The sequence below is a fragment of the Streptomyces sp. NPDC088707 genome, assembly GCF_044752725.1.
Lineage (GTDB): Bacteria > Actinomycetota > Actinomycetes > Streptomycetales > Streptomycetaceae > Streptomyces.
In genome coordinates, this window is record NZ_JBIVLV010000007.1 from 218,258 (window position 1) to 245,169 (window position 26,912).

At 72.7% G+C, this 26,912-nt stretch carries 23 protein-coding genes; 7 read left to right on the forward strand and 16 right to left on the reverse strand.

From position 1 onward, the window contains the following. Positions 1-289: 289 nt before the first annotated feature. Positions 290-1,357, reverse strand: a complete 1,068-nt coding sequence (locus ACIP84_RS22435) for a PP2C family protein-serine/threonine phosphatase (protein WP_355961020.1) — start codon at positions 1,355-1,357, stop codon at positions 290-292. Between the two features lie 345 nt (positions 1,358-1,702). On the opposite strand from ACIP84_RS22435, the gene ACIP84_RS22440 reads away from it, so the two are divergent. Together ACIP84_RS22440 and ACIP84_RS22445 are read left to right on the forward strand one after the other, a co-directional pair. Next, on the forward strand, positions 1,703-2,257 hold the full coding sequence (locus ACIP84_RS22440) for a hypothetical protein (RefSeq protein WP_355961017.1): 555 nt from the start codon (positions 1,703-1,705) through the stop codon (positions 2,255-2,257). 45 nt (positions 2,258-2,302) lie between these two features. Then, a complete protein-coding gene (locus ACIP84_RS22445) occupies positions 2,303-3,040 on the forward strand; it encodes a hypothetical protein (RefSeq protein WP_401799673.1) in 738 nt (245 codons plus the stop codon). A 74-nt stretch (positions 3,041-3,114) separates the two neighbouring features. On the opposite strand, the gene pheT is transcribed toward ACIP84_RS22445, so the two are convergent. The 7 genes from pheT to infC form a co-directional block, all read right to left on the reverse strand. After that, on the reverse strand, positions 3,115-5,643 hold the full coding sequence (gene pheT, locus ACIP84_RS22450; RefSeq protein WP_401799676.1) for a phenylalanine--tRNA ligase subunit beta: 2,529 nt from the start codon (positions 5,641-5,643) through the stop codon (positions 3,115-3,117). Next, positions 5,643-6,770 (reverse strand): phenylalanine--tRNA ligase subunit alpha, encoded by a 1,128-nt coding sequence (gene pheS, locus ACIP84_RS22455; protein WP_355961008.1) that lies wholly within the window; start codon positions 6,768-6,770, stop codon positions 5,643-5,645. Before pheS ends, pheT begins: the two co-directional genes overlap by 1 nt. 177 nt (positions 6,771-6,947) lie before the next feature. Beyond that, positions 6,948-8,117 carry an ATP-binding protein gene (locus ACIP84_RS22460; RefSeq protein WP_401799678.1) on the reverse strand — a complete coding sequence of 390 codons (1,170 nt, stop codon included), beginning with the start codon at positions 8,115-8,117 and terminating at the stop codon, positions 6,948-6,950. 80 nt (positions 8,118-8,197) lie between these two features. Next, positions 8,198-9,037: an RNA methyltransferase gene (locus ACIP84_RS22465; protein ID WP_030316091.1), complete on the reverse strand. Its 840-nt coding sequence runs from the start codon at positions 9,035-9,037 to the stop codon at positions 8,198-8,200. A gap of 263 nt (positions 9,038-9,300) precedes the next feature. Then, positions 9,301-9,687 carry a 50S ribosomal protein L20 gene (gene rplT / locus ACIP84_RS22470; protein ID WP_015032398.1) on the reverse strand — a complete coding sequence of 129 codons (387 nt, stop codon included), beginning with the start codon at positions 9,685-9,687 and terminating at the stop codon, positions 9,301-9,303. Between the two features lie 107 nt (positions 9,688-9,794). Then, positions 9,795-9,989 (reverse strand): 50S ribosomal protein L35, encoded by a 195-nt coding sequence (gene rpmI / locus ACIP84_RS22475; RefSeq protein WP_030316087.1) that lies wholly within the window; start codon positions 9,987-9,989, stop codon positions 9,795-9,797. Positions 9,990-10,113: 124 nt separating this feature from the next. Then, the gene (infC, locus tag ACIP84_RS22480) at positions 10,114-10,878 is read right to left on the reverse strand and encodes a translation initiation factor IF-3 (protein WP_388308825.1); all 765 of its coding nucleotides are present in this window, start codon (positions 10,876-10,878) and stop codon (positions 10,114-10,116) included. A 271-nt stretch (positions 10,879-11,149) separates the two neighbouring features. Between infC and ACIP84_RS22485 the strand changes: the two genes are divergently transcribed. Continuing rightward, complete coding sequence (locus tag ACIP84_RS22485; protein ID WP_030316083.1) at positions 11,150-11,536, forward strand: DUF1844 domain-containing protein; 387 nt, start codon at positions 11,150-11,152, stop codon at positions 11,534-11,536. Positions 11,537-11,569: 33 nt separating this feature from the next. Here the strand turns inward: ACIP84_RS22485 and ACIP84_RS22490 are convergent, their stop codons facing one another. The 3 genes from ACIP84_RS22490 to ACIP84_RS22500 form a co-directional block, all read right to left on the reverse strand. Continuing rightward, positions 11,570-12,301 (reverse strand): SseB family protein, encoded by a 732-nt coding sequence (locus ACIP84_RS22490; RefSeq protein WP_383589105.1) that lies wholly within the window; start codon positions 12,299-12,301, stop codon positions 11,570-11,572. 135 nt (positions 12,302-12,436) lie between these two features. Continuing rightward, positions 12,437-13,603: a type VII secretion-associated serine protease mycosin gene (mycP, locus tag ACIP84_RS22495; protein WP_401799684.1), complete on the reverse strand. Its 1,167-nt coding sequence runs from the start codon at positions 13,601-13,603 to the stop codon at positions 12,437-12,439. Continuing rightward, positions 13,600-14,739: a hypothetical protein gene (locus ACIP84_RS22500; RefSeq protein ID WP_401799686.1), complete on the reverse strand. Its 1,140-nt coding sequence runs from the start codon at positions 14,737-14,739 to the stop codon at positions 13,600-13,602. Before ACIP84_RS22500 ends, mycP begins: the two co-directional genes overlap by 4 nt. Before the next feature lie 931 nt (positions 14,740-15,670). Between ACIP84_RS22500 and ACIP84_RS22505 the strand changes: the two genes are divergently transcribed. Then, the gene (locus ACIP84_RS22505) at positions 15,671-16,873 is read left to right on the forward strand and encodes an amino acid deaminase/aldolase (RefSeq protein WP_401799688.1); all 1,203 of its coding nucleotides are present in this window, start codon (positions 15,671-15,673) and stop codon (positions 16,871-16,873) included. Positions 16,874-16,950: 77 nt separating this feature from the next. Here the strand turns inward: ACIP84_RS22505 and ACIP84_RS22510 are convergent, their stop codons facing one another. The 4 genes from ACIP84_RS22510 to ACIP84_RS22525 all read right to left on the reverse strand — a co-directional run bounded on the left by ACIP84_RS22510 (position 16,951) and on the right by ACIP84_RS22525 (position 22,046). Further along, entirely contained in the window at positions 16,951-18,228 is a 1,278-nt protein-coding gene (locus tag ACIP84_RS22510) for an HAD family hydrolase (protein WP_401799690.1), read from the reverse strand. Between the two features lie 103 nt (positions 18,229-18,331). Continuing rightward, positions 18,332-19,126, reverse strand: a complete 795-nt coding sequence (locus tag ACIP84_RS22515) for a 3-oxoacyl-ACP reductase (RefSeq protein ID WP_401799693.1) — start codon at positions 19,124-19,126, stop codon at positions 18,332-18,334. Between the two features lie 6 nt (positions 19,127-19,132). After that, positions 19,133-20,488, reverse strand: a complete 1,356-nt coding sequence (locus ACIP84_RS22520) for an aldehyde dehydrogenase family protein (protein WP_401800021.1) — start codon at positions 20,486-20,488, stop codon at positions 19,133-19,135. Between the two features lie 193 nt (positions 20,489-20,681). Beyond that, on the reverse strand, positions 20,682-22,046 hold the full coding sequence (locus ACIP84_RS22525) for a glutamine synthetase family protein (protein WP_401799695.1): 1,365 nt from the start codon (positions 22,044-22,046) through the stop codon (positions 20,682-20,684). 89 nt (positions 22,047-22,135) lie between these two features. Here ACIP84_RS22525 and ACIP84_RS22530 point away from each other — a divergent pair, with 89 nt between their 5' ends. The 3 genes from ACIP84_RS22530 to ACIP84_RS22540 all read left to right on the forward strand — a co-directional run bounded on the left by ACIP84_RS22530 (position 22,136) and on the right by ACIP84_RS22540 (position 25,215). After that, positions 22,136-22,864, forward strand: coding sequence for an FCD domain-containing protein (locus tag ACIP84_RS22530; RefSeq protein WP_355960983.1), 729 nt, complete (start codon positions 22,136-22,138; stop codon positions 22,862-22,864). A 117-nt stretch (positions 22,865-22,981) separates the two neighbouring features. Beyond that, a complete protein-coding gene (eat, locus tag ACIP84_RS22535; RefSeq protein ID WP_401799697.1) occupies positions 22,982-24,436 on the forward strand; it encodes an ethanolamine permease in 1,455 nt (484 codons plus the stop codon). An 89-nt stretch (positions 24,437-24,525) separates the two neighbouring features. Next, a complete protein-coding gene (locus ACIP84_RS22540; RefSeq protein WP_401799699.1) occupies positions 24,526-25,215 on the forward strand; it encodes a gamma-glutamyl-gamma-aminobutyrate hydrolase family protein in 690 nt (229 codons plus the stop codon). Positions 25,216-25,429: 214 nt separating this feature from the next. Here the strand turns inward: ACIP84_RS22540 and ACIP84_RS22545 are convergent, their stop codons facing one another. After that, complete coding sequence (locus ACIP84_RS22545; RefSeq protein ID WP_401799701.1) at positions 25,430-26,884, reverse strand: purine-cytosine permease family protein; 1,455 nt, start codon at positions 26,882-26,884, stop codon at positions 25,430-25,432. Between the last annotated feature and the right edge of the window lie 28 nt (positions 26,885-26,912).

The following is a 26,912-nucleotide window of genomic DNA, read 5'->3' on the forward strand; positions in this document are numbered from 1 at the left end:
ACGGACCGAACCACTCCGGAGAACCCCTTCGGGCACCGCTCGTCCAACGGCTCGTCAAGGACTACGGAAGGATTTCGCACGGGGTGTGAATGAAGTACTCGTTCTTCCGGTCCGCGTACTCTGCCGCGCTCGTCCCCGTACCGCTTGACTGTGCTTCTCGCCGCAAGGCGAAGACCGGGCCGCCGGCTCCCCCCTCAAACAGTGCGGCCGCCCGGTCCGTGTCGCCCGCCCCGCTGATCTGCCCGACACTCCGTGGCGGGGCGGGCGGCACCGGTCCCGGCCCCTCCTCTCAACAGTGGGAGGAGGGGGCGGGCCGGGGGCGGCGCAGCCCGGGTTCGGCGGGCTGCGCCGGCACCCGGACACGGTCGTCGCGGACGACGAGCAGGGCGACGTCGTCGGTGAGCCGCCCGCCCGTGTGGTGCAGCAGCGCGGCGTGGACCTCACGCACGAGCGCCTCGGGCGGCGCGCCGCACATCCCGGCCAGCACCGTGTCCAGCGCGAAGAACCGGCCCCGGTGGTCGCGGGCCTCCTCGGCGCCGTCGGTGTACAGGACGAGCGTCTCGCCCGGCCTCAACCGGGCCGCGGTGTCGGGCGCGAGGACGGCGGGCAGCGGCAGGACCCCGAGCGGAGGCAGCGGGTCGCCGACGGAAAGCCGCTCCACGGTGCGCCCGAGGCGGTACGGCCCGGGGTGGCCGCAGTTGAGCACGGACAGCCGTCCGTCGGACCGGACCTCCAGGAGCAGCAGGGTCACGAACTCCTCCGCCACCGGATGTTCGGGCGCCGTCCCGGTCCGCGCCGGGTGCTCGTCCCGGGCCCGCTCCCGCAGATGCCGCTCCAGCGCCCGCTCCAACCTCCGCAGCACCCCGCCGAGTTCGGCCTCGTCGTGCGCGGCCTCGCGGAAACTCCCGAGCACGGCGACCACGGCGCCCAGGGCCGCGAGACCGTGGCCCCGGACGTCCCCGATGACGATGCGCACGCCGTACGGGGTGGCCACCGCCTCGTACAGATCCCCGCCGACGGACGCGCCCCGGGAAGCGGACAACTGCCCCGCGGCGAGGGCGAGTCCGTCGAGCCGGGCGGGCGGCGGTCGCAGCAGCACCTGCTGGGTGGCGTCGGCGACGGCGCGCACGAGCGCCAACTCCCGCGCGAACCCGCGCCGCAGCCCGAGCACCAGCCCGATGCCGACGGTGAGGAAGACGACACTGGTGGCGATCCGCATCGGCAGCCCGGGCTGCCGGGCCAGCGGACAGCCGAACTTCCATGCCACGGCCACCGCACCCCATGCGGTGGGAAGAGCGAGCGGGGCCAGCCGGCGGAGCCGGGAGCCATCGGAGACCAACGACCTCGTACGGATCATGCACGGCCCTTCCCGAGCCCCCGACAGCGCCCGAAGGCCCTGCGGCCCACAGGTCCGCCCCTGCGGCCGCGTCGATTCTGCCGACCGCACGCCCCACCGGGGAACACCCCCCGACGATCTCACCCGAAGGAGTGAGCACCCCCGGCGCGCCGCCCCCCGCCAGGCTTCCGCCACCCGCGCACCCGCACGAATGCCGGTCTCGCGTACGACGCTTCGGGGTCACCGCCACGCGCTGCGCGAGCGCGGTGAGTCACCCGGGCATAGCCTGGAAGGAGAAAGTCTTGACGAGGCCCCGTGACCGTCGTACATGTGAGGCCGCTCATGATGCTCCGTAGACTCCCCCGTGTGCTCGCCGTCTCGGTCGCCCTCCCCGCCGCGTTCGTACTCGCAGCGCTGGGCACAGCGGCCCCGGCCTCGGCCTGGGGCCCGGAGGGGACGACCGGAGACCCCGGCCAGGTGGTGCTGCCCCAGGTCCAGGTGTCCGACGTCGGCACCAGCACGCAGGATCAGACACTCACGTTCCACGGGAACGCCGGCCCCCGGGTGTTCCACTCCCCTGCCACTCCCGACGCGGACGCCACGAACGTCGCGGCCGTGTATGCCCTGGAGCGGTGGAACGGCGCCCAATGGGTCAACGTCGTCCACCAGACGTACGAGGGGCGGATCCTCCCCTCCGCCGGCGAGACATCCCTCCCCATGGTCTGGCTCCAGCCCCCGTCGAACGAGGGCTCGTACCGGGTCTCGTTCACGTTCACCTGGAGCAGCTCAAGCAACCCCGATCGTGTGCTGGCTGAGCAGCATTGGGTGTCCAAGACCGCGGACGACCTGTCGTGCGGCGGAACCCTGCGGGCGTGCGCGGCCGACTCCGGACACGTCACCGTCGGTCCGCTCACGAACTAGACCGGACCGGACGTACGCGCGGACGCCCCTCCCGAGGGAGGCCCCATGTCCCGCCTGATTCGCATCCTCGTCCTGCTCGTGGCAACCCTCCTCTGCACGGCCACCCTTGCCACCGCCGCGCCTCTGCCGCCCCCCGTTCCATGGATGCACGCCTTTGGTGAGGCCTTCGACCAGGGCAAGCGGATCGCGCAGACGTTCCGACCCAGCAAGATGGCCGAGCTGGACGCGCAGAGGACGAAACTGCGCGAACTCCTCCAGACAGTCCCCGCGAACCCACCGGAGGAGGTCGTGATCGCCCTCACCCGCGGGCGCGCGCTGGTGAACCAGATGGATGCCATCGCCGGCGGATCGGCCCTGGGCGACGACGCCGCCGAAGTGGCGGGCGCCGCCTTCTCCCCGCCCGCTGACCTCGATGGCGGCACGCGGCGGTTGCTACTGGCCGACATGAAGAAGGCCGCCGCGGGGGCCATCGAGGACGTGGCTTGTGGCGAGGTGTGGAGCCTGCTCACGAACGAGCAGAAGGCACGGCTCAACGAACCCGTCGACAGCCACAACCACCTGAGCAGCGTGATCGATGCCATCAACACCCAGAACAGGTCGATCCTGGCCAAGAACTGGAACGTTGAATACCTGAATCGCGTCATCGGCTGGGGCACCTTCGTGAAGGGCGTCTCCGACAAGGCCGTAGAGCTCGTGCGGTTCATGGAAGGCGGCCACGTCACCCCGGTGGACACCCGGGCCTTCTACTACTACTTCCACTTCTGCATGAAGCCCCCGGGCTAGGGGCCCGAAACGCGAGGAGGGCCGCCCCGGGGAATCCCCGGGGCGGCCCTCCTCGTGGTGCGGCGCTACGGCGTTCAGGCGCCGCGCAGGACCGCGCCCGTGCGTTCGGACGCCAGGGCGACCGCCGCGTCGCGGGCCGCGGTGGCCTCGTCGACCGTGAGGGTGCGGTCCGGGGCGCGGAACTTCAGGGCGTACGCCAGGGACTTGCTGCCCTCGCCGAGCTGGTCGCCGGTGTAGACGTCGAACAGCCGGATGGACTCCAGGAGTTCACCCGCGCCCTCGGTGAGGGCGGCCTCGACCTCGGCGGCCGGGACGTCGCCCGCGACGACCAGGGCGACGTCCTGGGTGGCGACCGGGAAGGAGGAGATCCGAGGAGCCTTCACGGGGCCCTCGTTCGCCTTCTCCAGGCGGTCCAGGTCGATCTCCATGGCGCAGGTGCGGGCCGGCAGGCCGAAGGCCTTGACCACGCGCGGGTGGAGCTCGCCGGCGTGGCCGACGAGGACCTTCTCGCCGTCCACCTCGACGTGGAACGCGGCGCAGCGGCCCGGGTGCCACGGGGCGTGCTGGTCGGCGCTGATGATCAGCTCGGCCCCCGCCTCGGCGGCCACGGTCCGACCGGCCTCGACCGCGTCCGCCCAGTCGGCCGGACGGCCCTTGCCCCACCAGCCGGCCTGCTCGCGCGCACCGGCGAGAACCACGGCGGCACGGCGCGGCTGCGCGGGCAGCACGGCGTTGACCGAGGCGATCTCCTCGTCGGTGGGACGGCGGTCGACGGGCAGCCGGACGGCGACGCCCGGCTGTCCCTCCGGCCGGAAGACCAGGCCGGTCTCGAAGAGCGCCAGGTCGTGGCTGCCGCGGCTGTCGTTCCGGCGCAGCGCGCCGAGCAGGCCCGGCAGCAGCGTCGTACGGAGCGCGGGCTCCTCGTCCGAGAGCGGGTTGACCAGCTTCACCAGCCGGCGACGGGCGTCGTCCGCGTCGAGGCCGAGGTTGTCGAGGGCCTGCTCCCCGATGAACGGGTAGTTCAGCGCCTCGACGTAGCCGGCGCCGGCCAGGGCGCGGCCCACCCGGCGGTGGACGCGCTGGCGCTCGGTGAGCCCGCGGCCGGCCGGCGGCTTCGGCAGCGTGGAGGGCAGGTTCTCGTAGCCCTCCAGCCGGATGACCTCTTCGGCGAGGTCGTTCGGCTCGTTGAGGTCGGGGCGCCACGACGGCACGGTGACGATGAGCTCGTCCTGGCCGTAGACGTCGCAGCCGACCTCCTGGAGGCGGCGGACGACGGTCTCGCGGCCGTAGCCCACGCCCGCGACCTTGTCCGGGTGGTTCGCCGGCATGGTGATCGTGCGCGGCGCGGACGGGGCGCTGATCTCGGTGACCCCGGCCTCGGCCGTGCCGCCCGCGAGCAGCACGAGCAGGTCGACGCAGCGCTGGGCCGCGGCGGCCGCGGCCTGCGGGTCGACGCCGCGCTCGAAGCGCTTGGACGCCTCGGAGGCCAGCTTGTGGCGGCGCGCGGTGCGGGCGATCGAGATCGCGTCGAAGTGCGCGGCCTCGATGACGATCTCGGAGGTGCCGGTGACGACCCCGGTCTCCGGGTCCGTCTCAGGGTCGGCGATCTCCGTGTTGGCGCCGCCCATGACACCGGCGATGCCGATCGGACCGCGGTCGTCGGTGATGACCAGGTCCGCCGCGTCCAGGACGCGGACGGTGCCGTCGAGCGTGGTGATCTTCTCGCCGGCCTCGGCGCGACGCACCCCGATCGGGCCGTCGAGCCGGCTCCGGTCGTAGGCGTGCAGCGGCTGGCCGAGCTCGAGCATCACGTAGTTCGTGACGTCGACCGCGAGCGAGATCGGACGCATGCCGGCCTTCTGGAGGCGGCGGCGCAGCCAGATCGGGGACCGGGCCTCGGGCTGCAGACCGACGACGGTGCGCGCGGTGAAGCGGTCGCAGCCGATCGGGTCGGTGACCCGGACCGGGTAGCCGTACGAGTTGGGCGCGGGCACGTCGAGCAGCGCCGGGTCGCGCAGCGGCAGGCCGTACGCGATGGCGGTCTCGCGGGCGACGCCCCGCATCGAGAGGCAGTAGCCGCGGTCCGGGGTGACGGCGATGTCGAGGACCTCGTCGTACAGCTCCAGGAGCTTCGTGGCGTCGATGCCGATCTCGAGCTCCGGCGGCAGCACGATGATGCCGTGGGTGCCGTCGTCGCCCATGCCGAGCTCGTCGCCGGAGCAGATCATGCCCCGGGAGACCCGGCCGTACGTCTTGCGCTCGGCGATCCGGAAGTCACCGGGGAGCACGGCGCCGGGCAGCGCCACGACGACCTTGTCGCCCGCGGCGAAGTTCCGTGCGCCGCAGATGATCTCCTGGGGCTCACCGGTGCCGTTGGCCTGGCCGACGTCGACGGTGCAGAAGCGGATGGGCTTCTTGAACTCCGTCAGCTCCTCGATGGTGAGGACCTTGCCGACCACCAGCGGGCCGGTCAGGCCGGCGCCGAGCTGCTCGACGCTCTCGACCTCGAGGCCTGCCGAAATGAGCTTGGCCTGGACGTCGCGGCCGGTCTCCGTCGCCGGCAGGTCGACGTACTCCCGCAGCCAAGAAAGCGGGACCCGCATCAGATCTCCATCCCGAACGGCCGGGTGAACCGGACGTCACCCTCGACCATGTCTCGCATGTCGTCGACGTTGTGGCGGAACATCAGCATCCGCTCGATCCCGAACCCGAAGGCGAATCCGCTGTACTTCTCGGGGTCCACACCGCAGGCGACGAGCACCTTCGGGTTGACCATGCCGCAGCCGCCGAGCTCGATCCAGCCCTCGCTGCCGCAGGTGCGGCAGGGGCGGTCCGGGTTGCCGACGGACTCGCCGCGGCAGACGTAGCAGAGCATGTCCATCTCGGCGGACGGCTCGGTGAACGGGAAGAAGTTCGGGCGCAGCCGGGTCTTCATGTCCGGGCCGAAGAGCGCCTGGACCATGTGGTCCAGGGTGCCCTTGAGGTCGGCCATGGTCAGGCCCTCGTCGACGGCGAGCAGCTCGATCTGGTGGAAGACCGGGGTGTGCGTGGCGTCGAGCTCGTCGGTGCGGTAGACGCGGCCGGGGCACACGACGTAGACCGGGGGCTCCCGGTCGATGAGCGTGCGGGCCTGGACCGGCGAGGTGTGCGTGCGCAGCACGACGCCGGACTCGTCGCCCGTGGTGCCTTCCGGCCCCTCGACGAAGAAGGTGTCCTGCATCTGGCGCGCCGGGTGGTCCGGTACGAAGTTGAGGGCGTCGAAGTTGAACCACTCCGCTTCGACCTCGGGACCCTCGGCGACCTCGTACCCCATGGAGACGAACACGTCGGAGACGCGCTCCATGAGCGTGGTCAGCGGGTGGCGGGCACCGGCCGGGACGCGGTCGTACGGCAGGGTGACGTCGACGGCCTCCTCGACGAGGACGCGCGCGTCGCGCTCGGCCTCCAGCTCCGTCTGGCGGGCGGCGAGCGCCTTGGAGACGATGCCGCGGGCCTGGCCCACGATCTTTCCGGCGGCGGCCTTGGCCTGCGGGGGCAGGGCACCGATCTCCCGGTTGGCGAGCGCCAGCGGCGAGGTGCCACCGGTGTGCGCCGTCTTCGCGTGCGCGAGCGCGTCGAGGTCGCCCGCGGCGGCGAAGGCGGCGAGCGCCTCGTCCCGCATGCGCTCGATCTCTTCCGGTTTCAGTGCCTCGACCTCAACCGGGTCGTACGACTTATTGGGTGCGGACATCTCTTCCCGTGCTTCCGTTGGCTTGGCTGGGCGGCCCCGCTCGACGTCAAGGGCGCAAACGTGCCAAAGGACGAGTCTAACGGGGTGGGGGGATGCGAATGAGCCCGTGGGCGGCCCGGGCGGCTTTCGATCTCGTCCGATCCTGTCCGATCCGGTCGGACTTCGTGCTGGATCTCGTCAGGCGAGATGGGCCGGGGTGCCGACGGGCAGCATAAATCGAAACTCGGCCCCGCCTCGGGGGCCCCTGCCGACGGTGATGGTTCCGCCGTGGGCCTCGACGACGCCCTTGACGATGTAGAGGCCGAGGCCGGTGCCGCCGCGCTTGCTGCCCCGCCAGAAGCGGGTGAAGACGCGGCTCATCGACTCCTCGGGGATGCCGGGGCCCTCGTCGCTCACGGTGACCTCCGTCCCCTCTTCTCCGTCGTCGCACGTCCTGGCGGGTGCCACCTCGATGGTGACGGTTCCGTCGCCGTGGCGCACCGCATTTTCGAGGAGGTTCCCCAGGATCTGGTCGATCTTGTCGGGGTCGGCCCAGAGCGCGGGCAGTCCGGGCATGATCCGGACGAAGAACCGGTCAGGGGACTGGCCGCCGGTGGTGTGCACCTGGACGTGCCGGCCGATGGCCGCGGCGATGTCGACGGGCTGGCGACGCACTTCGAGTCGGCCCGAGTCGATCCGGGAGATGTCGAGGAGCTCGGCGATGAGCCGCTTGATGCGGCCCGCGTCGGCGTCGACGGTCTCCAGCATCAACCGCTTCTGCTCGTCGTTGAACCGCTCCCACTTGGTGAGGAGGGTGGCGGTGAAGCCCTTGACGGAGGTGAGCGGGGAGCGCAGCTCGTGGGCGACCGTGGCGATGAGTTCGGCGTGGCTGCGCTCGGTGCGGCGGCGCGCCTCGGTGCCGCGCAGACAGACCACGACCCGGCGGACCGGTCCGGTGGGGTGCTCGCGGATGTACCGGGCGGAGACGAGGACCTCACGGCCGCCGGGCAGCAGCAGATTGCGCTCGGGCTGGCCGCGGCGGGTGGCGAGGCCGCCGTACGGGTCGGTCAGGGCCCACCAGCGGCTTCCCTTGAGGTCTTCGAGCGGCAGCGCCTGGTCGAGGGGGAGGCCGAGGGCCTTGTCGCCGGGGACGGCGGTGATACGGCTGGCGGCGGCGTTGAAGGTGACGACCCGGCCGGTCTCGTCGGCGACGACGAGTCCGTCGGGCAGGTCGTCGGGGAGCACACCGGCGAACCCGTCGGGGCCGGCCTGGTCCCGGACGTCCGCTGCGGGCACCTGGCCCGCTGGCTCCTGGGCGTGCGGCCCGGCGCTCCGTGCCTGTGCGGGACTGTCCGTGCCGACCGTCATCCCGTTCCCCACCCCTTCGTGTAGCGCAGTGGGCCCCCGAGTGCGCCACTCTACTGGGCGGGAGCGGCGGAATGGACCCCTCAGGCGGAGGTTCGGGGCCGCTGTGCGCGGGCGGAGGCGTACAGGCAGACCGCGGCGGCCGTCGCGAGGTTGAGGCTCTCGGCCTTGCCGTGGATCGGGACGCGGACGACGGCGTCGGCGAGGGCCCGGGTCTCCTCGGGCAGTCCCCAGGCCTCGTTGCCGAAGATCCAGGCGGTGGGCCCGCCCATGGTGCCGGCGTCCAGCTCGGCGTCGAGGTCGTCCTGACCGGCCCCGTCGGCGGCGAGGATCCGTACGCCCGCGCTCTTCAGCCCGGCGACGGCCTGCTCGACGGGGACCCCGACGGCGACCGGCAGGTGGAAGAGCGAACCGACGGAGGCCCGGACGGACTTGGGGTTGTACAGGTCGACGGAGGCGTCGGTGAGGACGACCGCGTCGGCGCCGGCCGCGTCGGCGCAGCGCAGCACCGTGCCGGCGTTCCCGGGATCGCGCACGTGGGCGAGGACGGCGACCAGCTTGGGGCGGGCCGCGACGATCTCCTCGAACGGCGAGTCGAGGAACCGGCAGACCCCGACGAGCCCCTGCGGGGTGACGGTCTGGGAGACCTCGGCGAGGACGGCGTCGGAGGCGTGGTGGACGCGGGCCCCTGCGGCGAGGGCGGCCTCGATGATGGCGCTGTAGCGCTCGGCGGCCTCGACGGTGGTGAAGAGCTCGACGAGCGTGGGCTCTCCGGTGGAGCCTCGGTGCTCGACGGCCTCACGGACGGCCTGCGGGCCCTCGGCGATGAAGAGGCGGTCCTTGCCCCGGAAGTTGCGCTTGGCGAGCCGCCGGGCGGCGACGACGCGCGGGGAACGCGGGGAGATCAGCTCGGGGGTGACCATGAGGTGCGGCGGTTCTCTCTTCGGTGCCGGGTGGCTTCGGGGTCCGGGGCTTCGGGGTCCGGTCGCGTGACCTTGGGTGCCCGGCTCCAGGGACCGGGGCCGGTCGCGGGGCCGGGGTCGGTGACGCTGCGGGCCTGAGTCGGTGGCGCTGCGGGGCCTGGGCGGCCCACCTCCACCGAACACCCTTCAGGGGGCAGACGCACCCGGACCCGCAGACGCGTGCGCGCCTGCGGGTCCGGGCAGAGGTACTGCGGCCTGGAAGATCAGGCGGCGGCCTTCGGGGCGTTGACGTCGGCCGGCAGAGCCTTCTGCGCGACCTCGACCAGCGCGGCGAACGCGTTGGCGTCGTTGACGGCCAGCTCGGCGAGGATCTTGCGGTCAACCTCGATGTTGGCGGCCTTCAGACCCTGGATGAGGCGGTTGTACGTCATGCCGTTCAGACGGGCAGCGGCGTTGATGCGCTGGATCCACAGCTGACGGAAGTCGCCCTTGCGCTTCTTGCGGTCGTTGTAGTTGTAGACCAGCGAGTGGGTGACCTGCTCCTTGGCCTTGCGGTACAGGCGCGAGCGCTGACCGCGGTAGCCGGAGGCCGCCTCGAGGATCGCCCGGCGCTTCTTGTGGGCGTTGACTGCCCGCTTGACGCGTGCCACTTGTTAACTCCTTGTAGCGGGGTCGCGGTGGTCCTCACACGACCCGAAAAACGGATGGTTCCCGGTCTTGGCCGGAAGCTCTCGTCGCCGAGAGCGGGAGATCAAACTCAGATGCCCAGCATCTTCTTGATCTTGGCGGCGTCACCCGGGGCCATCTCGGCGTTGCCGGTGAGGCGACGCGTCAGCTTGGACGACTTGTGCTCGAGCAGGTGGCGCTTGCCGGCGCGCTCGCGCAGGATCTTGCCGGTGCCGGTGACCTTGAAGCGCTTCTTGGCACCGGAGTGCGTCTTGTTCTTCGGCATCGCGCCGTATCTCCTCGTCAGTGGCGCTCCCCACCGGTGCGGGCACCGGAGATCCGGGAGCGTCAGTTCTTCGTTCGGTGGTTCCGGGCGGGGCCCGGGGCTGCCTGGTTGGCAGCCCCCCGGGTCACGCCTCGGGGTTCTCGGCCGGGGCTTCCGCCTCGGCCTCGACGACCGGAGCCTCAGCAGCCTCGGTCTCCGCGGCCGGAGCCTCGGACGTCTCCTCGGAGGTGACGCCCTGGCGCTCGGCCTTGCGTGCGGCCTGGGCCTCACGCGCCTCGGCCATGGCCTCGGTCTTCTTCTTGTGCGGGCCGAGAACCATGATCATGTTCCGGCCGTCCTGCTTCGGGTTGGACTCGATGAAGCCAAGCTCCTCGACGTCCGACGCCAGCCGCTGCAGCAGCCGGAAACCAAGCTCGGGACGGGACTGCTCACGACCACGGAACATGATCGTGATCTTGACCTTGTCACCCTGCTTGAGGAACCGGACGACGTGACCCTTCTTGGTGTCGTAGTCGTGCGGATCGATCTTCGGCCGGAGCTTCATCTCCTTGATGACCGTGTGCGCCTGGTTCTTGCGCGCCTCACGGGCCTTCATGGCCGACTCGTACTTGAACTTCCCGTAGTCCATGAGCTTGCACACGGGCGGACGGGCGTTCGCCGCGACCTCGACCAGGTCGAGGTCGTACTCCTGTGCGAGCTCCAGGGCCTTGGCAAGCGGAACAATCCCGACCTGCTCGCCGCTGGGTCCGACAAGTCGCACCTCGGGAACGCGAATCCTGTCGTTGATGCGGGGCTCGGCGCTGATGGATCCTCCTCGGTAGCACCACGCGACCGCCTGGCGGACGGACGCGCATGTCTGTTTCTGGTGAGACCAACCGAGCCGGTACATGAAAAATGCCCCGGACGGGACACAGGCGGGGCTCCAAAGAAATACCGGAGCACCGCGCGGTCAACCGCGGGGCGCACATCGGGCGGCTCCATCGTCCGTACGGAACGATGGGCGCCACCTGACCGGTGACCCGCCACCCGTGAGGGTGGTCAGGTGGGAGTACGGAGCCTCCACTTGTGGGCCGGGCACACACGTGTCCGGCCGGTCGTTACACAAGGTTAGCAGGACCCGGCGGTCTCCGCTAACCGAGGACCGGCATATCGTATGAGGCATGAGCGAGACGCCCCAGAACGAGTCCCCGGACTCCCCCGACACCGCCGATTCCCCCGACTTCGACGCCATGACCCGCGACATCGCGGAGGTCCCCGCGGTCGAGGTGATCGTGACCGTCGCCGTCAACCTGATGAGCGCCGCCGCGGTGAAGCTCGGGCTCACCGAGGAGGGCGACAAGTACAAGGACCTCGACGAGGCCCGCAAGCTGGTGCACGCCCTCGCCGGCCTGCTCGACGCCGGCGCGACGGAGGTCTCGTCCTTCCACGCGGCGCCGCTGCGCGACGGCCTGAAGTCCCTCCAGCTCGCCTTCCGCGAGGCGTCCCTGATCCCGGACGAGCCGGGCCAGGGGCCGGGCGAGAAGTACACGGGGCCGGTGTACGGCTAGGAGCCGGTCGGGGGCGGGGTACGCCCCCGTCGCCTAGTTCTTCACGTAGAAGGGCTCGCCCGGAGGCGTGGCCGAGGCCGGCAGGAGTGCCAGGTCGAGGCCCCGCACCAGGCGGGCCCTCAGTGTTTCGTCGGCCGCCAGGGCGCGGGCCACGCGCTGGGCGGCCTCCGCCGGGGAGCCGCCCTCGGCGAGGACCAGGGCAAGGGTGCCGTCGGCGGCGCCGGGCCCCAGGTGGGCGCGGAGCACCGCGGGCTCGGCGGCGACCGCGGCCCGTACCGCTTCCCGTACGGCGGGGTCGTCGAGCGGGTCGGCGCTGGTGCGGCCCTCGGCGAGGGCGAGCAGGGCCGGTCCGGTCAGCTGGTACGGCACCGGGCCCGCGAGGTCGAGGACGACCGTGTCGGCCTTCTCGTGCGCGGCCGCCTGGAGCGCCTGGTGGAGCGGGACGGCGACGGGCCGGGCCTCCGGGTCCCACAGGGCGAGCGAGGCGATCGAGGTGAAGGCGGGCAGCGCGCGCCGGTCACCGGCCGTGAGGGTGGGGACCGCCATGTCGCTGGTCTTCTCCCGGCGCAGGCCGTTCTCGTCGGTCTCGACCTCGCCGAGGACGGCGACGACGGGGACGAGCAGCCGGGCCTCCCGCAGTGCGTCGAGGACGGGGCCGTGGGCGGTTCTGTCCTCCGCCCAGGCCGCGAGGGCCGCGGCGAGCCGCGGGTCGGCGGTGCCGTCGTCGTCGGAGAAACCGGGGTCCGGGATGTTCTTGAGCGCCACGCACCGAGCCTAACCGCCGACCGGGGGCTGTTCGTCCGCCGGGTCCTGGCGGGTCCGGTGGGTCCGTGGGGCCTAGCCGGTCCCGTGGGTCCGGTGGGTCCGGCGGGTCCCGTGGGTCCCGTGGGTCCCGTGGGCCTAGTCGGTGCGGTGGGCGCGGCGGAGGATCACGGCGGTGAGGAGGAGCAGGGCGCCGAGGCCGCCGGTGAGCGGGGCGAGCAGGCCGACGGGACGGCTCTCCTCCGGGGCGGGAAGCGGTCCGGGGCCGAAGTGGCGGCCCTGGTAGCCGGTGGCCGCTGTCTTGGGGTCGCCGCCCCTGATCTTCGCGCCGGCCTCGATCGCGGCGGCCGGGTCGACCGTCCCGTACCCCTTGGCGTCGCTGCGGCCGCCCTTGGGGCGGCTGCGGGCGGTGTCGATGAGGAGCCGCTTGACCTGCGCCGGGGTGAGGTCGGGGTGCGCGGAGCGGACGAGGGCGACGGCTCCGGAGGCGAACGCGGCGGCGGCGCTGGTGCCCCAGCCCTCGTAGTAGCGGCGGTCGGGGTCGGCGATGGCGATGTCGACACCGGGGGCGCTGACGGTGGCGTACCAGCGGCGGGTGGAGAAGGAGGCGTGGGTGCCGTAGCGGTCGACCGCGGTGACGGCGATGACGCCGGGGTAGGCGGCGGGGTACGAGATGTGGTCGCCCTTCTCGCCGCCGTTGCCGGCGGAGGCGACGACGGAGACGCCCTTGGCGAGGGCGTACTGGACGGCGGCGTCCTCGCCGGCGTCCGGGTGGGCGGACTTGGAGTCGTCGCCCAGGGACATGTTGATGACGTCGGCACCGTGGTCGGCAGCCCATCGGATGCCTTCGGCGAGGGCGGTGCCACGGGTCTTGCGGGCCTTGTCGCGGGACTTGTCGGTGCCTTCGAGGATGACCCGGACGGGCAGGATCCTGGCGTCCGGGGCGATGCCGAGGACGCCGTCGCCGCCGTCGGGGCCGTGGCCGTGCCCGGCGATGATCCCGGCCATGGCGGTGCCGTGCCGGGCCCAGGCGCGGTCGCCCCGGGAGGCGCCGAAGCCGACGAGGTCGCGGCCGGCGAGGACCGAACCCTCGAGGTCGGGGTGCCGGTCGTCGACGCCGGTGTCGAGGACGGCGACGGTGATGCCCTCGCCCTTGGTGGTCTGCCAGGCCTCCGTGGTGTGAAGGGCCTGGAGGCCCCACTGCCGGGCCCGGATGGTGTCGGCGTACGCGGGCGTGGTGGTGGCGGGGAGGACGGCGAAGGCGGTGGTCAGGAGGACGGCCGCGGGAGTACGGAGGCGGGTCACCGGGCGTCCTCGTCCTTGTCCTTCTTCGGCGGGGCGACGGCCGTGCGCAGCAGCTGCTCGAAGCGGAGGGTGATGTTCTTGGCCTCGTGGCCGAGGCCGGACTGCGCGGCGGCGTCGGTGCGGCCCGCGGTCATGGCACGGTCGGCCGGCTGCGGGGCCTCGACGGCACGGCCGTCGGCGAAACCGGAGACGGCGGTGACGACGACGGGGAGGTCGGTGGGGGCGTTCAGCCACCAGCCGGCCCGCTGCTTCACACCGAAGCGGGCGGCGACGGTGCCGGGGCCGGAGAGCGCCGGGGGGACGTCCTGGCCGAGGCGGGTGGTGAGGCCCTGGCCGAGAGTGCGCTGGGTGGTGGCGTCGGCGCGGGTGAAGACGAGGCCCACGGTGATCACGCTGCTGGCGGTGGCGTCGGTGTACGTGGCGCGCAGGACGCGCTCGCAGCCGAGCGGCTCGAGGGTGGCGAGGAGGCCCTTGGCCAGGACGGCCGGCGAGCAGGCGGCGTCAGGTGCGACGACGATCCGGGTCCAGGTACGGGCGGCGCCCCCCGGGCCCGCGCCGGGTCCTGCGAGGGTTCGGGGGAAGAGGGTGTCGACGGGCGCGTTGTGCCAGAGGTCCTTGGCCTGGGTGTAGCCGGCGGGTTCGGCGGGCTCCCCGGGCTCGGCGGCGGCCAGCCACATGCCGGTGAGGGCCCCGCCGATGAGCCCGATCCCGAGCACGGCGCAGACGCCGACGGCGATGGCCCGCCCGGTCCGGCGCTCCCGCACGGGCCGGAGCCGGGTGGTGGTCTCGAAGGGCGTCTCGGGCGGCAGGGCCGCGGTGACGGCCCGGTGGGCGCCGTGACCGTGGACGTGGCCGAACGGGGTGGCGTGGGGCCGGGCGTGGTGGGGGACGGCGTGGCCGGAGGCGGGGGCCGCGTGCGTCGCGGGAGCGGCCGGGGCGGGGGCCTCGGCGGCGGGCGCGGGGTGCGGCCGGCGGGGCGCCGGCCGGGCGGGCGCGAGGGCCGTCGGCGCGGGCTGCGGCGCAGTGGCGGTGGGACCGGCGGCCGGGCGCGGGAGGGTCGCGGGCGCGGGTCGGGACGGGGCCGGGGGCGCGGGCTGCCAGGGGGCGCCGGGCGCCGGAGCGGAGGGACCGGGCATCGGCCGCCCCGGAGTTGCCGCCGCCGGACCCGTGGCGGGGGCGGGAACGGGGGCGCGGTTCGAAGGAGCGGGGGTCGACCGGTGCGAGCCGCCGGTCTCGCCCGAGACCACCGCGGCGGAGGCCACTGAGGAGACCGGGGAAGCCGGAGGAACCGACGGACGGGACGGCGCGGCCGGAGCGGGCGCCGGGCGGGGCGGTGTCCCAGGCGTCGAACCCGCAGAGCCCATGGAACTCGCGGAACCCGCAGAGCCCATGGAACTCGGGGAACTCGCAGAACTCGCGGAACCCGCCAACGGAGGCATCGGCTGCGAAGCCGCGGAGCTCGCCCGGGGCGGAGCCGTCGGGCCGGAGGGCCCACCGGACGGGGTCGCCGGACGGGGCCCGGCCGCAGGAGGGGCCGCCGGGCCGGACGTCGCCGATGCGGGGCGCCCTGGAGCCGTACCCCCAGGCGGGCTTGCCGGGGTCGCGGGCCGCGGCGGAGCCTCGGGGGCTCGGGCCGCCGGGCCGGGCTCCGGGCGGGCGGCAGGCATCGAGGCCGCGCGCGGCGGTGCTGTCGGTGCCGTCGGAGCGGCCGTGGGGCGGGGCGGGGCCCCGGTCCGCGGGGCGGTGGGTCCTGCGGCCGGACGGGGCGCGGTCTCGGCGGGCCTCGGCACGGTCGCCGGGGCGGCCGGTCCGCCCGCCGGAGTCGGCGGCGCGTCCCCCGGCCTGATCGGTCGCAGCCGCGTCGTCATCTCCATCTCGGACGGAGCCGGGTCAGGGTCCGGTCGGAGAAGGGCGTCCGTGATGCGGGAGGTCGTGCCGGGGCGCTGTTCGCCGGTCATCCCCGTCCCCCCGCTCGTGTCGACAATGCCCGTCACTCTACGGGCTGTTCCCCCTGGTACGGGAACCCAGGGGCTACCCACCCGTAAACCTGTCTGGCAAGCTCGGGCCATGACTCCCCGTGCCGCCGACCGGGCCCGTTACGACCGGGCCACCGCTCATCTCGACGCGCCCGTGGCGATCGTCGATCTGGAGGCCTTCGACGCCAACGCGGACGACCTCGTGCGACGGGCCGGCGGCAAGCCCGTCCGGGTCGCGAGCAAGTCCGTGCGATGCCGGGCGCTCCTGGAGCGGGTGCTGGCGCGGGAGGGCTTCGCCGGGATCATGTCGTTCACGCTCGACGAGTCGCTGTGGCTGGCCCGTGCCGGGTTCGAGGACGTGCTCCTCGCCTATCCGTCGGCGGACCGCGCCGGCTTCGGTGAGCTGGCGCGCGACCCGAAGCTGGCCGCCGCCGTGACGGTGATGGTCGACGACGTGGCGCAGCTGGATCTGATCGACGCCTCCCGCGCGGGTGGGACGGAGGAGGTCCGGGTCTGTCTGGAGCTGGACACGGCGCTCAGCCTCCTCGGCGGCCGGATCCGCGTCGGTGCCCTCCGCTCCCCGCTGCGCGAGCCCGCGCAACTCGCGGAGCTGGCCCGTTCGGTGGTGCGGCGCCCCGGGTTCCGGCTGGTCGGCGTCATGGCGTACGAGGGGCATGTGGCGGGGGTCGGGGACTCGATCGCGGGCCGGCCGCTGCGGTCGCGGGCGATCCGGTTGATGCAGGCGGCGGCCCGCAGGGAGCTGGCCGAGCGCAGGGCGGCCGTGGTGCGTGCCGTACGGGCCGTGGCGCCGGACCTGGAGTTCGTGAACGGCGGCGGCACCGGCAGCGTGCAGCACACGGCCGCCGAGGACGCGGTGACGGAGATCGCCGCGGGTTCGGGGCTCTTCGTGCCGCGGCTCTTCGACAACTACACCTCGTTCAGCGGGAGGCCCGCGGCTCTGTTCGCGCAGCCCGTGGTCCGTCGGCCGGGGGTCGGTGTGGTGACCGTCCTCGGGGGCGGCTATCCGGCGTCCGGCGCCGCCGGGCCGGACCGGCTGCCCGTGCCGTACCTCCCGGAGGGGCTCGTGTACGACCCCCAGGAGGGTCCGGGCGAGGTGCAGACCCCGCTGATCGGCTCGCCCGCCGACGATCTGCGGATCGGCGACAAGGTGTGGTTCCGGCATGCGAAGGCGGGCGAGCTGTGTGAGCGGTTCGCGAGTCTGCGGCTGATCGAGGGCGATCGGATCACCGCCACCGTCCCCACGTACCGGGGTGAGGGCCAGACCTTCCTCTAGGCCCTCCCCCAGGCCTACCCCCAGGCCCTCGCGCAGGCCTCCTCCGGACCCTCGCCCAGGCCTTCCTGCAGGCCTCGTCAGAAGACCCGGTCGGGCTGGTCCGGGATCACGCTTCCGTCGGGCCGCCGCACCGGCTCCGCCGTGCCGTCGCCCGCGGTGTAGCCGGTGCTCGCGCAGGGGTACGGGGCGGTCTTCCGCTGCTTCGGCTCGATGAACATGGGGTTGACGATCCAGCGGCCGTCGCCGTTCTCGTACGCCCGGCACATCAGTTCGTTCTTGTTGCGGTTGAGGACCAGCCGCAGGCCGGTGGCGTCCCTCAGGAACGAGACGTCGGTGTCGGAGTCGCCCGCGGCGAACACCTGGCGCCGTGAGGCCGGCTGCACACGCTCCGCGGCGGGGCCGCGGACCCCGAAGATCTCCTGGTTGATCCAGCAGCGCTTGCCGTCGATGTAGGTGATCATCGTGTCCTCGCCGTCCCGCACCGTTCCGCAGCCCTTGAGGTGGGCGGTGAGCCGGCCGCGCTCGGTGGTGTTGCGGATGCCGATGGCGTGGGAGGGGGCGACACCGACGCCCTTCGCCCAGACGTCGACGACGGGTTCGGGCGAGGCGGAGACGATCCACACGTCGAAGCCGGCGTCCCGGAGGGTGCGGATCAGGTCGCGCTGCTGCGGGTAGTAGCGGACCCAGCCGGTGACCTGGGCGGTGCCGACGCGCTGGGTGGCGCCCTGCGGGGCGGCGAGGTTCTCGGCGCGGGCGGCGGCGGCGAACGACTCGACCTGGCGGGTGGTCCAGCCACGCAGGAGCTGGGCGAGCCAGGCGTACTGAGGCTCCATGCGGCGGCGGTCGTGGCCCGCGAAGGCGGTCTTCCCGGCCGTGGTGGCGCCCGAGGCGTAGACGGAGAGGAGCTCGTCGGCGCAGCGGGTGTCGGTGGACGTGGGCAGGACGCGTACCGCGGTGGGACAGGCGGCGCCGAGGGCGGTGGCCGCCTCCGGGGTGAGGTGGCGGCTGGTGGTGGACCAGTCGCCGTCCCGGGGCGGGCGTACGCGGTCGTTCCGGAGGAGCCAGTGGAAGGTGGCGTCACCGACGTCGTTCTTGATGACGGTGTTGTCCCAGTCGAAGACCGCGACGGGCTTTCCGCCCTTGTCGTGGCAGTACTCGGCCACGAGGGCGTCGATCCGGGCCTTGTTGTCGCCGTACCAGCCCTCGGAGACCCGCAGGGTGGGGCAGGGCCGGGGCGTGCGGTGGTCCCGGGGCGGCGCCTCGGTGGCGGTTGCGGTTGCGGAGACGAGGCTCGTCGCGGCGAGGGCGAGGGCGGCGGTGACGGCGGACGATCGGAGCCGGGCACGCTGGTTCATGATCACTCTCCTGTCGGTGCTGCTGTGGACGCCGAACAGCCGGGCGCCTTGCGACGCCCGGCTGCCCGGTGGGGATGTGGGGGTGTGGGGGTGTGGCGGCGGTCTAGAGGGGCGTCACGTACGCGCCCGCGATGCCTCCGTCGACCAGGAAGTCGCTGGCGTTGACGAAGGACGAGTCGTCGCTCGCGAGGAAGGCGACCGCGGCCGCGATCTCCTCGGCCTCGGCGAAGCGGCCGACCGGGATGTGGACGAGGCGGCGCGCGGCGCGCTCGGGGTCCTTGGCGAACAGCTCCTGGAGGAGCGGGGTGTTCACCGGTCCGGGGCACAGGGCGTTGACGCGGATGCCCTCGCGGGCGAACTGCACGCCCAGCTCGCGGGACATCGCGAGCACGCCGCCCTTGGAGGCGGTGTAGGAGATCTGGCTGGTGGCCGCGCCCATGATCGCGACGAAGGAGGCGGTGTTGATGATGGAGCCCTTGCCCTGGCGGCGCATGTACGGCAGGGCGGCCTTGCAGCACAGGTAGACCGAGGTGAGGTTGACGTCCTGGACGCGCTTCCAGGCGTCGAGGCCGGTCTCCAGGATGGAGTCGTCGTCGGGCGGCGAGATGCCGGCGTTGTTGAAGGCGATGTCGACGGAGCCGTAGGTGTCGAAGGCGGTCTTGAACAGTGCCTCGACCTGCTCGGGGTCGGTGACGTCGACCTTCACGAAGGTTCCGCCGACCTCTTCGGCGGCGGCCTTGCCGGCGGTCTCGTCGATGTCGCCGCAGACGACGTTGGCGCCCTCGGAGGCGAGGCGGCGGGCGGTGGCGAGGCCGATGCCGCTGCCGGCTCCGGTGATGACGGCGGTGCGGCCGACGAGCCGGCGGCAGACGATCTCTTCGGTGCGGGTGCTGGTCATGTGTGCTCAGGCCTCCGTGCTGATGAAGACGTTCTTGGTTTCGGTGAAGGCGGTCAGGGCGTCGGGGCCGAGTTCGCGGCCGAGGCCGGACTGCTGGTAGCCGCCGAACGGAGTCCAGTAGCGGACGCTGGAGTGGGAGTTGACGGAGAGGTTGCCGGCCCGGACGGCGCGGGAGGCGCGCAGGGCGCGGCCGACGTCCCGGGTCCAGATCGAGCCGGACAGGCCGTACTCGGTGGCGTTCGCGAGGCGGATCGCGTCGGCCTCGTCCTCGAAGGGGAGGACGACGGCGACGGGTCCGAAGACCTCTTCGACGGCGCAGGGTGCGTCCTCGGGGAGGCCGGTGAGGACGGTCGGGGGGAACCAGAAGCCGGGTCCCTCGGGGGCCTTGCCGCGGATGCCGGGGAGGTCGTCCGGCACGTAGGAGCGGACGCGGTCGAGCTGGGCGCGGGAGATGAGCGGGCCCATCTGGGTGCGCTCGTCGGCGGGGTCGCCGACGACGATCTCCTCGATCGCGGGGGTGAGCAGCTCCATGAAGCGGTCGTACGCGCTCCGCTGGACGAGGATGCGCGTACGGGCGCAGCAGTCCTGGCCGCTGTTGTCGAGGAACGCCATGGGCGCGGCCGCGGCGGCGGCTTCGAGGTCCGCGTCGGCGAAGACGATGTTGGGGCTCTTGCCGCCGAGTTCGAGGGTGACCCGCTTCACCTGGCCGGCGCACTTCGCCATGATCGACTTGCCGACCCTGGTGGAGCCGGTGAAGACGATCTTGGGGACGCCGGGGTGTTCGACGAGGGCGTTGCCCGCGACCGGTCCGGTGCCGGGGAGGACCTGGAAGAGGCCCTCGGGCAGCCCCGCCTCCAGGGCGAGCTCGGCGAGCCGGAGCGCGGTGAGCGGGGTGGTCTCGGCGGGCTTGAGGAGGACGGCGTTGCCGGCGGCGAGGGCGGGTGCGGTGGCCCAGGCGGCGATCGGCATGGGGAAGTTCCAGGGGGCGATGACGCCGACGACCCCGAGCGGTTCGAGGATCGTGACGTCCAGGCCGCCGGCCACCGGGATCTGGCGGCCGTTGAGACGCTCCACTCCCCCGGCGGAGAAGTCGAGCAGGTCGCGGACGTTGCCGGCCTCCCAGCGGGCGTTGCCGATGGTGTGGCCGGCCTCGGTGACTTCGAGACGGGCCAGTTCCTCGACGTGGTCGTCGACGACGGCGGCGAAGCGCCGGAGCAGCCGGGCCCGGTCGGCGGGCGCGGCGGCGGCCCAGCCGCGCTGGGCGGCGGCGGCCCGTGCGACGGCGGCGTCCACGTCGGCCGGGGTGGCGGCGGGGACGGTGGCGACCGGCTCCTCGGTCGCCGGGTTCAGTACCTGGAGCAACTCGTTCCTCTCGCGGTGTTTCGTGTCAGAGGGGTTCGCGTGTACGGGGTCGGCGTTCGCGTTCGCGTTCGCGTCATGCGCCTTCGCGTCAGCGGTGTCCACGGCGCCGGCGTTCGCGTTCGCGTTCGCGTTCGCGTTCGCGTCAGCGGTGTCCACGGCGCCGGTGTTCGCGTTCGCGTCATTCGCCTTCGCGTCAGTGGCGTTCGAAGGAGCGCCGCAGTTCCCAGTCCGTCACGGCCGCGTCGAAGGCGTCGAGTTCGACACGGGCCATGTTGCGGTAGTGGGCGACGACCTCGTCCCCGAAGGCGGCCTTGGCGATCTCGCTGGTCTCCCAGAGTTCGGCGGCCTCGCGCAGCGTGGTGGGCACGTGCGCGTACTCGGCGGTGTAGGCGTTCCCGGTGCAGGGCTCCGGGAGTTCGAGCTGCTGCTCGATGCCGTACAGGCCGGCGGCGACCAGGCCGGCGACGGCGAGGTACGGGTTGACGTCACCGCCGGGGAGGCGGTTCTCGAAGCGGGTGGAGCGGCCGTGGCCGACGACCCGGAGCGAGCAGGTGCGGTTGTCGTGGCCCCAGGCGACGGCGGTGGGCGCGAAGGAACCGGGCTGGAACCGCTTGTAGGAGTTGATGTTGGGGGCGTAGAGGAGGGAGAAGTCGCGGAGGGCGGCGAGCTGTCCGGCCAGGAAGTGCCGCATGGTCGCGGACATCCCGTGCGGGGCGTCCCCGGCCATCACGTTCCTGCCCTCCGCGTCCTGGAGGGAGAGGTGGATGTGACAGGAGTTGCCCTCGCGCTCGTTGTACTTCGCCATGAAGGTGAGCGAGTAGCCCTCCTGGGCGGCGATCTCCTTGGCGCCCGTCTTGTAGACGGCGTGTCCGTCGCAGGTGACGAGGGCCTCGTCGTACTTGAAGGCGATCTCGTGCTGGCCGGGGTTGCACTCGCCCTTGGCGGACTCGACGGTGAGTCCGGCGCCCGTCATCTCGTTGCGGATGCGGCGCAGGAGGGGTTCGATGCGTCCGGTGCCGAGGACGGAGTAGTCGATGTTGTACTGGTTGGCGGGGGTGAGGCCGCGGTAGTTCGCGTCCCAGGCCTGCTCGTAGCTGTCCTTGAAGACGATGAACTCGAGCTCGGTGCCGACGTGGGCGGTGAAGCCGTGCTTCGCGAGACGCTCCAGCTGGCGCCGGAGGATCTGGCGGGGCGCCGCGAGGACGGGGGTGCCGTCGCCCCACGCGAGGTCCGCCGTCACCATGGCGGTGGCCTCGTTCCAGGGGAGTCGGCGGAGGGTGGTGAGGTCGGGGTGCATCGCGAAGTCGCCGTAGCCGCGGTCCCAGGAGGACATCTCGAAGCCGTCGACGGTGTTCATCTCGGTGTCGACGGCCAGGAGGTAGTTGCACCCCTCGGTGCCGTGGCCGAGTACCTCGTCCAGGAAGAACGGGGCGGCGAACCGCTTGCCCTGGAGCCGCCCCTGCATGTCGGGGAAGGCCAGGACGACGGTGTCGATCTCGCCGCTCGCGACGAGGGCACGGAGCTCCTCGACGGTGAGCGGGGGTTTGCGGTCTGCCACGGGATTGCTCCTCCTTCGGCCTGCCGGAAGCCATAAGGTATTGCGGAAGACCATTGCTTGGGAAGTGCTGACGAGAGGGAATCGACAACATGGCCGGTACGAGTGAATCGGCGGACCGGCTGACGCCCGTGCTGCGGCCGGTCCGGGCGGGCAACGGCTTCGAGGAGGCCCTGGAGCAGATCCTGCAGGTGGTGCGGCTCGGACTCGTGCCCGGCGGGGAGCGCCTGCCCGCCGAGCGGGAACTGGCCGACCGGATGGGGATCAGCCGGGTGACCCTGCGCGAGGTCCTCAAGGTCCTCCAGGAGCAGGGCCTCGTGGAGAGCCGGCGCGGCCGCTACGGCGGAACGTTCGTGCTCCCCCGCGTCCAGACCGCCGACGAGGACGAGCTGCGCCGCCGGATCGCCACGGTCGACGTGGAGGACACCCTGCGTTTCCGCGAGGTCCTGGAGGTCGGGGCCGCCGGACTCTGCGCGGCCCACGGTCTCGACGCGGCGGGCGCCGAGCGGCTGCGGACGGCCGTCGCGGCCACCCATGACGCCCCGTTGGCCGACTACCGCCGCCAGGACACCCTGCTCCACCTCACCCTGGCCGAGCTCTCCGGCTCCCCGACGCTCACCGCACAGTACGCCGCCGTCCGGGCGACCGTGAACGATCTCCTGGACTGCATCCCGCTGCTCGTACGCAACCTGGAGCACTCCCAGCACCAGCACACCGCCCTGGTGGAGGCGGTCCTGGACGGGGACGCGGACGCGGCGCGCGAGGTGATGCGGGAGCACTGCTCGGGGACGGCCGCGCTGCTCCGGGGGTTCTTGACATGAGGCGGGCATCCCCGGGTACGTAACCCGAAAGTAACGCACGGGGGTTGCGCTCTCCGGTCGGCACCGCAAAGGTATGGCTCCAATCCATTGGGCCCGTTGCGGGGAGCTGACGCTGCCATGACGCTCGAAGAAACCACCGGGAGTTCCGGAGGCACCACCCCACCGCAGGACGACTATCTGGAGCGCCGCGCCCTGCGCCGCGGCAGCGCCGGATGGCTGCTGCTCACCGGGCTCGGCGTCGCCTACGTCGTCTCCGGGGACTTCTCAGGCTGGAACATCGGCCTCTCCAAGGGCGGCTTCGGCGGACTCGCCATCGCCACGGTCCTGATGGGCGCGATGTACGCCTGTCTGGTCTTCGCCCTCGCCGAACTCTCCGCCATCCTGCCCACCGCGGGCGGCGGTTACGGCTTCGCCCGCCGGGCGCTCGGCACCTGGGGCGGGTTCCTCACCGGCACCGCGATCCTCATCGAGTACATCCTCGCGCCCGCCGCGATCTCCATCTTCATCGGCGACTACGTCGAATCCCTCGGCCTGTTCGGCCTGGAGTCCGGCTGGCCCGTCTACCTGGTCTGCTTCGCGCTCTTCATCGGAATCCATCTGTGGGGGGTGGGCGAGGCCCTGCGCTTCAGCCTCATCGTGACGGCCGTCGCGGTCGCGGCGCTCGTCGTCTTCGCGCTCGGCGCGCTCACCGACTTCCACGTCGACGGGCTGAACGACATCCCGGTCGACGGCGAGGCCTTCGGGGCCAACTCCTGGCTGCCGTTCGGTCTGCTCGGGATCTGGGCGGCGTTCCCCTTCGGCATGTGGTTCTTCCTCGGCGTGGAGGGCGTGCCGCTCGCCGCCGAGGAGGCCAAGGACCCGGTGCGGTCGATGCCGAAGGCGCTCGCGATCTCCATGGGCATCCTGGTGCTGCTCGCCGTGATGACCTTCTTCGCCGCGACCGGGGCGCGCGGTGCGGCCGCCGTCCAGGAGGCGGGGAACCCGCTGGTCGTGGCGCTGCAGGGCGACGGGGAGCCGACCGCGCTCAGCCGTTTCGTGAACTACGCGGGCCTGGCCGGTCTGGTCGCCTCCTTCTTCTCCCTCATCTACGCCGGCTCGCGCCAGCTGTTCGCCCTCTCCCGGGCCGGCTACCTGCCCCGCTTCCTCTCCCTCACCAGCCGCCGCAAGTCGCCGTACCTGGGACTCCTCATCCCGGGCGGGATCGGCTTCGCGCTGGCCGCCGGGACCGGGGACGGGGCCCGGATGCTGAACATCGCCGTGTTCGGCGCCACCATCTCGTACGCCCTGATGGCGCTCTCCCACATCGTGCTGCGGCGCCGCGAGCCCGGTCTGCACCGGCCGTACCGCACACCCGGCGGCATCGTGACCTCATCGGTGGCGTTCGTGCTGGCCCTCTCGGCCCTCGTCGCGACCTTCCTGGTGGACCGGACGGCGGCGTTCATGGCACTCGGGGTGTACGCGATCGCTCTCGCCTACTTCGCGTTCTACAGTCGACACCATCTGGTGGCCAGGGCGCCCGAGGAGGAGTTCGCCGCGCTCGCGGCCGCCGAGGCCGAACTCGCACGCGACTGACCGTCCGCACCGATCCCCCTCCACCCCCCACCCCTCCCCTCCCGACCTGCCTCTTCCGCTCCCGTACCCGCTCTCCTGGAGGACGTTCCGTGTCCAAGCCGCTCATCGGCGTGACCACCTATCTGGACCGGGCCCGCTGGGGCGTGTGGGACATGCGGGCCGCGCTGCTCCCCGCGCCGTACCCACGGCTCGTCCAGGAGAGCGGGGGGATCGCGGTGATGCTGCCGCCCGACGCGCCGGGAGCCGCCGCGGCGGTCGTGGCCCGGCTCGACGGACTGGTGATCGCGGGCGGTGCGGACGTGGAGCCCGTGCGGTACGGGGCCGAGCCCGACTCCCGCACCGGTCCGCCGGCCCGGGAGCGGGACGCCTGGGAGCTGGCCCTGATCGACGCGGCCATCGCCGCCGGGACCCCGCTGCTCGGCATCTGCCGGGGCATGCAGCTCCTCAACGTGGCCCGGGGCGGGACGCTGATCCAGCACCTGGACGGGCACGTCGAGGCGGTCGGGGTGATCGGCCGGCACGCGGTGAAGCCGGTGCCGGGGAGCCGGTACGCCTCCCTGGTGCCCGAGCTCACCGAGGTGCCGACCTACCACCACCAGGCCGTGGACCGGCTGGGCGCGGGGCTCGCGGTCTCCGCCCTCGCGGAGGACGGCACGGTGGAGGCGGTCGAGCTGGCCGACCCGGCCTGGGCCCTGGGCGTCCAGTGGCATCCGGAGATGGGTGACGACCTGCGGGTGATGCGCGGCCTGGTCGAGGCGGCGGGAGTACGCCGGGACTGAAGGTCCCCGCGCGGCCCGGGTCGCGCGGACGGTGCGGAGGGCGAGGGCGGGCACGTCGAGCGTCCGGGCGTTCCCGGCGGCGACGGTCGCGACGAGCGCCTCGTACACCTGCCACACGCGTGTGTGGCCGGCGCGGGCCTGCCGGGGGCCGCGGTCCTCTCCGCGTCGGCGACGGGTGATCCCGGTGATCCGGAGATCGTACGGCGAGCGCTGTTCACGCCTCCGCCCGGGCGGCGTGCAGAGTGCGGTCCTTGCGCATGAGGAGGGCGTAGAGGCCGGCGGCGACGACCATGCCGACGGGGAGGGAGAGGTCGATGCCGTCGAGGGCGGCGGCGATCGGGCCCGTGTAGAGGGTGTTGACGCAGAGGGCCGCCGCGGTGACGCCGACGACGACCGCGAGGGCACCGGCCGGGTTGACACCGGCGGTGTACCAGAAGGGACTGCCGGGGGTCTCGTCCGAGAGCGCGATGCCGTCGTAGCGGCAGCGGCGCAGCAGGACGTCGGTGGCGTAGACCGCCATCAGGGGACCGATCAGGACGGTGATCACCTGGAGGGCGTTGCTGACGGTGTCGAGGAAGTTCGAGACGAGCAGCCCGTAGAGGGTGAGGGCGACGGCGACGGCCCCGTCGAAGAGGACGCTGACGGAGCGTCGGACGCGGAGGCCGACGGCCTGGAGCGCGAGTCCGGCGCTGTACGCGGTCAGGGCGTTGATGGAGATGGTGCCGAGGACCAGGGCGAGCAGGAACACCGGGACGAACCAGCCGGGCAGGATCGCCTGGAGCGCGGTCTGCGGGTCGGTCATGTCGACGGCGGTGGCGGCGAAGGCGCCGAGCGAGCAGACGACGACGCTGGGCAGGAAGGCGCCGAGGGCGTTCCAGCCGATGATCGCCCTCTTCGAGGCGGTGCGGGGCAGGTAGCGGGAGAAGTCGGCGCTCGTGGTGTACGACAGCGGGCCCGAGGCGATCATCGTGGTGCCGGCGATGAGCAGGGTCCAGAGCTCGGCCCCGCCGGGCCGCTCGGCGGGGGCGTACGAGAAGTCGGCGTGCCGCAGGACGGCGAACGCGACGACGGTGAAGGCCCCGGCGAGGACCAGGGTGATCGGCAGGTACAGCTTGATGATCAGGCCGTGCCCGTAGACGCTGATGACCAGCGTGAGCGCGGCGATGACCACGATGACGGCGACCTTGACCGGGGTGGTGGCCGTGATGCCCGCCTTCTCGACGAGCGCGAAGGCGGCGGTGGCCGCGGCGGCCAGGTTGAGCGCGAAGTAGCAGACGGAGACCAGCCACCCGCCGACCGCGTTGTTCACGCGGTTGCCGAGGACGCCGTAGACGGCCCGGGTGATCACCTCGCTGGGCGCGCCGGCCGCCGGGCCCGAGGTGGCGAGGAGGCCGGGGAGCAGCCAGAACAGGTTGCCCACGACGGTCACGGCGACGGCCTGCCAGAGGTTCAGGCCCATCAGGACGAGGGCTCCGCCGATGACGAGGCTGAGGTAGTTGACGTTCGCCGCCGCCCACACGGAGAAGAGCTCGCGGGGGTGGCCGTGGCGCTCGGACTCGGGGATGCGGTCGATGCCGTGCGCCTCGATGCGGCCGGGCCGATCGGTGTCCTGCAAGGTGACCTGTGCGCCCTGAGGGCCTGGGAGCGGGTCGGGGATCGTGGAAGCCATGCGGCCCTCCGGATGCGTGTCGTGCCCA

Bases quoted from the DNA above. Each gene is read 5' to 3' on its own strand.
- ACIP84_RS22465 (WP_030316091.1), bottom strand. From the start codon at position 9,037: ATGGTCACCCCCGAGCTGATCTCCCCGCGTTCCCCGCGCGTCGTCGCC.
- ACIP84_RS22485 (WP_030316083.1), top strand. From the start codon at position 11,150: ATGAGCGAGACGCCCCAGAACGAGTCCCCGGACTCCCCCGACACCGCC.
- eat (WP_401799697.1), top strand. From the start codon at position 22,982: ATGACGCTCGAAGAAACCACCGGGAGTTCCGGAGGCACCACCCCACCG.
- infC (WP_388308825.1), bottom strand. From the start codon at position 10,878: ATGTACCGGCTCGGTTGGTCTCACCAGAAACAGACATGCGCGTCCGTC.
- ACIP84_RS22515 (WP_401799693.1), bottom strand. From the start codon at position 19,126: ATGACCAGCACCCGCACCGAAGAGATCGTCTGCCGCCGGCTCGTCGGC.
- ACIP84_RS22545 (WP_401799701.1), bottom strand. From the start codon at position 26,884: ATGGCTTCCACGATCCCCGACCCGCTCCCAGGCCCTCAGGGCGCACAG.
- ACIP84_RS22510 (WP_401799690.1), bottom strand. From the start codon at position 18,228: ATGAACCAGCGTGCCCGGCTCCGATCGTCCGCCGTCACCGCCGCCCTC.
- ACIP84_RS22505 (WP_401799688.1), top strand. From the start codon at position 15,671: ATGACTCCCCGTGCCGCCGACCGGGCCCGTTACGACCGGGCCACCGCT.
- ACIP84_RS22500 (WP_401799686.1), bottom strand. From the start codon at position 14,739: ATGCCCGGTCCCTCCGCTCCGGCGCCCGGCGCCCCCTGGCAGCCCGCG.
- pheT (WP_401799676.1), bottom strand. From the start codon at position 5,643: ATGCGGGTCCCGCTTTCTTGGCTGCGGGAGTACGTCGACCTGCCGGCG.
- rpmI (WP_030316087.1), bottom strand. From the start codon at position 9,989: ATGCCGAAGAACAAGACGCACTCCGGTGCCAAGAAGCGCTTCAAGGTC.
- ACIP84_RS22460 (WP_401799678.1), bottom strand. From the start codon at position 8,117: ATGACGGTCGGCACGGACAGTCCCGCACAGGCACGGAGCGCCGGGCCG.
- ACIP84_RS22435 (WP_355961020.1), bottom strand. From the start codon at position 1,357: ATGATCCGTACGAGGTCGTTGGTCTCCGATGGCTCCCGGCTCCGCCGG.
- ACIP84_RS22445 (WP_401799673.1), top strand. From the start codon at position 2,303: ATGTCCCGCCTGATTCGCATCCTCGTCCTGCTCGTGGCAACCCTCCTC.
- ACIP84_RS22530 (WP_355960983.1), top strand. From the start codon at position 22,136: ATGGCCGGTACGAGTGAATCGGCGGACCGGCTGACGCCCGTGCTGCGG.
- pheS (WP_355961008.1), bottom strand. From the start codon at position 6,770: ATGTCCGCACCCAATAAGTCGTACGACCCGGTTGAGGTCGAGGCACTG.